We start from the raw sequence: 4,598 nt of genomic DNA, 5'->3' as shown, positions 1-4,598 counted from the left end.
AATAGACATCTCCAGAAAAGAATCTTAAAGGCAGGCAGGATGCCTACCCCACAAGAATTTTTGGAGATGTCTAATGAGTACTCAATCAACAGTGTCGGGAATTCCTAACACGGCGCAGGGGAAATTACAACCTAGTTTTTGCACGATAGGTTCGTCGGAAGATTTGCAGCCAAGGAAAAGTATATCTGCGGATTTCGATTCTACAACTTTTCTCAGTTCTGTAGCTACAGAACCGAATCGAAGATGGGCTGCGAAAGCATCCCGCCATTCCTCAACGAGACAGCGTGCCTGCCATAAAATACTTTCCGCTTGTTCAAAAGAATAGTATTCAGAAAAAGTTTCTTTGAGCGAGCAAGAATCTATCGATGTTTTGAGTTTAGTTCGAGTTAATACAGGCGTGCCCGATTTCGAGCCAGAGGCTGATAAAAACTCTATTGACATCGCATCAATTGAAGATTTCCTGAAAATATCCTGGCGCTGGTTACTTTGATTTTGTTCTAGAACGTAGACAACTTGAACTGTGACTTGCTTACTCGTAGCCAAACGTGTTTGATGAGCAATTAAAAGGCTAATATCTAAAGCCGCGTGGCTTTTGGGAGAGCCATTATACCCTACAACTAAAGTGAGCGAATTTGATGATTCATCTGCCGCAATAACTGTTTTTTTTGGTTGTGGCAACAATACAATTCGATCGCATAAATCATCTCGACCTAATGAGCTTTGCAGTCGCATTAACATTGATTTGATGTTCACAAGCTTCTCCCTTTTAAAGGAAATAATGGTGTAATCTACTCGTCTTGGGTAAAATACCGATCGAGGAAATTCAAGGCGTGATTGCGGAGTTCAAAATATTCTTTACTCTGTCGGATTTCCTGACGGTTGCGGGGATGGGGAAAAGGCACCTCTAAAATCTCTCCTATTGTAGCAGCAGGGCCGTTCGTCATCAAGACTATGCGATCGGACATATAAATCGCCTCATCGACATCGTGGGTAATCATCATTACTGCTTGCTTATGGCTTTCCCAAATATTGAGAACTTGTCGCTGCAATTTACCGCGAGTCAGCGCATCCAGCGCCCCGAAAGGTTCGTCCATCAGTAACATTTTAGGTCGAATCGCCAAGGCTCTCGCAATGCCAACTCTTTGTTTCATCCCACCAGAAATTTCATCCGGATATTTATCTGCTGCGGCATTTAAATTCACCATCGCTAAGTGTTCGTTCACGATACTAATTTTTTCGGCGCGGGTAGCATTTTTGAGGACTTCATCAACAGCCAAACGGATGTTTTCGCGCACTGTTAGCCAGGGTAGCAGCCCATAATGTTGAAATACCATCATGCGATCGCTTCCCGGTTTGCGAACTTCTCTGCCATCTAACCACACCGTTCCAGAAGTCGGTTTTTCCAAACCTGCCACAATTTTGAGCAGTGTTGATTTGCCACATCCAGAGTGACCGATTACGGAGATATATTCATCTTCACCGATGGTGAGATCGATGCCATTTAAAACTACAAATTCACCCCCATCAGCAGTCCGGTACGACTTGAATAAATTCTCTATTTCCAGAAATCCCTGGCGGGGTAACGAACGCTCGGAGGCATTGGTAGAAACGGAAGTCGGTTTAATCATGGTAAAGTCCTCAAATGGTTTTGACTTATTCGATAGGTTGCTCGTTCCTTATGGTTCATTTGCTACTTGAACCACCAAATAACTAATGAGATCGTATCCGGTAGCATTGGTTGTACATGAGCGATCCAGGAAATTATCTGTTGGCATCAAGGGTGAAATTTTTACCACAGATGAATACAGATGAACACAGATGAACACAGATAAGAGTGCGATTTTTTTAGCAAATGATGCAACCGGGCACGATATGAATGATGACAAATGACAAAAAAATTAAGACATGAAAAAGCGAGTTGGTGCATTTGCTCGGATTTCAAAACTGTTAAGATAACCCACCGGATCGCTAGGATCGAAAGCTTTTTTGTCTATGAACGCTTCAGCGGGTTCGACTTTTTCATCTCTTGCGGGACATTGAATACCCATTTCTGTGGCAATCTCGCGATAAAGATCGGTTTTCCAAGCTTTCGCAGCCAATTCTTTTGCATTTTTGGGAAACTCTTTAATTTGTCCCCAACGAGCTGCCTGAGTCATTAACCAAATACTTTCCGATTGCCATAGAAATGTGGAATGGTCTCCCGGCTCTCTGGCAAGATTGGGTGGTAAATCGAAGAAAAGTGTTGTTTCAGGTGAATTGAGGATACGCTCTTTGTCATCAAAGCCGCCATAGTTGTACTCCCCAACAATTGCGGGACGGGTAAGCTTATCGATCGCACCTTTTTTTGGCTTAGCCCCCGTAAACGATCGATCTGTAATCAATTCGGCAACTTCTGGGCGATTTTCCGGTTTGCTGCAATACTGACAAGCTTCGATCATCGCCTTCACCAGAGAACGATAAGTTTTGGGATATTTAATGATGAAATCTTCCATCACGCCCAAAAGTCGATCGGGATGCCCTGACCAAATTTCTCTACCTTGGGCGAAGGTAAAACCAACTCCTTCATTACCTTTTATTGCCCGCGTGTTCCAAGGTTCCGCTACCATGTAAGCTTGCATTGCGCCAATTCGCACGTTTGTCACCATCTGTGGCGGCGGAATAATAATGATGCGAAACTCTTTAAAAGGATCGACACCAGCAGCAGCAGATAAGTAACGAACAAAGTATTCGTAAATAGCCGAACTGAGTACTACTGCCCAAACTTTTTTTTCGGCTGGTTGTTTGTCAAAATAGTTGCGGAAATCGCGACCGAAAGTTTCCAAATCGCCGTTATAATCCCGCCAAGGACGCAAACCGAAATCCCACATTGCCCGATTCATCGTCATGGCGTTACCGTGACGGTGAATTGTCATCGCCGCACATAAAGGTGCGTGACGTGCGCCTTCAGCTCCAATTCTGGCATTTGTGACAGCACCGGATACGACGGGTGAGGCGTCGAGGCGTCCAAAAATGATGCCGTCGCGAGAAGTTGCCCAACTAGCTTCGCGGTTAAGTTTGACGTTTAAACCGTATTTGCGAAAGAAGCCTTTTTTCCAAGCGATCGCAAATGGCGCACAGTCATTAACCGGCACGTACCCGACAGTGAGATTCGGTTTTTCTAAGGTTTTGGGATCTACGACAGGTTCGACTGCTAAAGCTTCTGGGGTGAGTCCTTTGGCAGATCGATCGCCTGAAATTGCACAAGAAGATAGTGCCATTCCCGCAGCAGCCGCACCTATTCCTTTGATAAAATCGCGACGACTCCAATAGTTATTGTCGGTGTCAATCATCATTTAACTCCACCGATTGGTAATTGCTAATTATCAGTTGTCATCGGTCAGTTGTTCGTTGCTATTAACTACTGACCCCTGACTATTGCCTAATTTGAAACAGTTGTAGGGCGGCGAGTTACTAAAACCTCAATTTTGCCCACAGCCCAATCAAGCAGTAGCCCAGTTAAACCAATTACCAGCACTGCCAAAAATACTGAACTCAGGTTTAAACGACTCCACTCATCCCACACAAAAAAGCCGATCCCGATACCGCCTGTGAGCATTTCTACGGCAACAATTACCAGCCATGCAATCCCCAAACTGATTCGCAATCCCGTAAAGATATAGGGCAAACTTGCTGGCAAAATAATCTTGGTAATTTGCCGCCATCTTGGCATTTCCAAAACTTTTGCCACATCTATATAATCTTTGGAAACGCTGGAAACGCCGAGGGCAGTGTTAATAATCGTTGGCCACAAAGATGTGATGAAAATTACAAAAATAGCCGATGGATCTGCCAAGTTGAAGATAGCTAAGGCGATGGGAAGCCAAGCTAGAGGCGATACTGGTTTAAAAATCTGAATGATGGGATTGAGCGCTAACATAGCGGGTTTGGACATCCCAATCAGAAAACCCAAGGGAATCGCTACAACTGCACCTAACAAAAATCCTAGCAATACCCGTCTTAAACTTGCCAGCAACAACCAACCAATTCCCAAATTACCGGGGCCGCGTTCGTAGAACGGGTTTAAAATGTAGTCTAAATTAGCAATCAATGCCTCTGGTGGGGTGGGCATCAATTCGTGATTGGCAAGGGCAACCGCCCACCACAGGACGATAATCCCCAAAAAACCAAGGGTAGGTAAAATTACGACATCTCGCAGAACGATCGGTTTTGCGCGTCTCCAGGCTGCCTGTCCGGCAACCGCGATCGCAGACAAATTTAGTTGTATAGCCATAGTGTCAGAAGCAGGTACAAGAATGCTGAGCAGTACCAGCCGGGGACACTGATGAGGTCAGAACTTTAAAAAAAGCTGCCTCTTCAGTCTCCTCTCAATGCCTACGAAGTTAGCTGACGGGCTAGGACTGAGAGATGTCCTTTTCTGCCAAATTTTGACTAAAAAAGGCAAAAATACGCCCCAAAATGTGGTTCCTCCGCTCCAGGTTTAAAAATCTGGATTAGGCTGACTTACTCAAAATTTTATTCATTCTATCATTGCAAGCTGGAAGAAATCAACCTCTCCTAAGACATAGGGTGTAGGCATAAGTAGTTGGTTTGGCAAAAGA

Annotated in this window: 4 protein-coding genes and 1 riboswitch; all 4 genes read right to left on the bottom strand. The window is 44.6% G+C overall.

Features of this window, described 5'->3' with window-relative positions; genetic code table 11:
- Positions 1-81 precede the first annotated feature (81 nt).
- On the bottom strand, positions 82-753 hold the full coding sequence (locus tag H6S82_RS19570; RefSeq protein WP_322112018.1) for a universal stress protein: 672 nt from the start codon (positions 751-753) through the stop codon (positions 82-84).
- Between the two features lie 35 nt (positions 754-788).
- A complete protein-coding gene (locus tag H6S82_RS19565) occupies positions 789-1,628 on the bottom strand; it encodes a nitrate ABC transporter ATP-binding protein (protein WP_190474387.1) in 840 nt (279 codons plus the stop codon).
- Positions 1,629-1,898: 270 nt separating this feature from the next.
- Positions 1,899-3,332, bottom strand: a complete 1,434-nt coding sequence (locus H6S82_RS19560) for an ABC transporter substrate-binding protein (protein WP_242057028.1) — start codon at positions 3,330-3,332, stop codon at positions 1,899-1,901.
- Between the two features lie 86 nt (positions 3,333-3,418).
- Positions 3,419-4,270, bottom strand: coding sequence for a nitrate ABC transporter permease (gene ntrB, locus H6S82_RS19555; RefSeq protein ID WP_190474385.1), 852 nt, complete (start codon positions 4,268-4,270; stop codon positions 3,419-3,421).
- Between the two features lie 83 nt (positions 4,271-4,353).
- Positions 4,354-4,507: riboswitch (cyclic di-AMP (ydaO/yuaA leader) on the bottom strand.
- Positions 4,508-4,598: the final 91 nt, after the last annotated feature.

This window comes from Planktothrix sp. FACHB-1355 (genome assembly GCF_014748295.1).
GTDB lineage: Bacteria > Cyanobacteriota > Cyanobacteriia > Cyanobacteriales > Aerosakkonemataceae > Aerosakkonema > Aerosakkonema funiforme_A.
Note: the sequence above shows the minus strand (reverse complement) of the source record. Positions and strands in the feature narration are given on the sequence as shown.

What these genes read in the sequence shown, in the direction of transcription:
- H6S82_RS19565 (WP_190474387.1), bottom strand. Translation starts at nt 1,628, where the DNA reads ATGATTAAACCGACTTCCGTTTCTACCAATGCCTCCGAGCGTTCGTTA.
- H6S82_RS19560 (WP_242057028.1), bottom strand. Translation starts at nt 3,332, where the DNA reads ATGATGATTGACACCGACAATAACTATTGGAGTCGTCGCGATTTTATC.
- ntrB (WP_190474385.1), bottom strand. Translation starts at nt 4,270, where the DNA reads ATGGCTATACAACTAAATTTGTCTGCGATCGCGGTTGCCGGACAGGCA.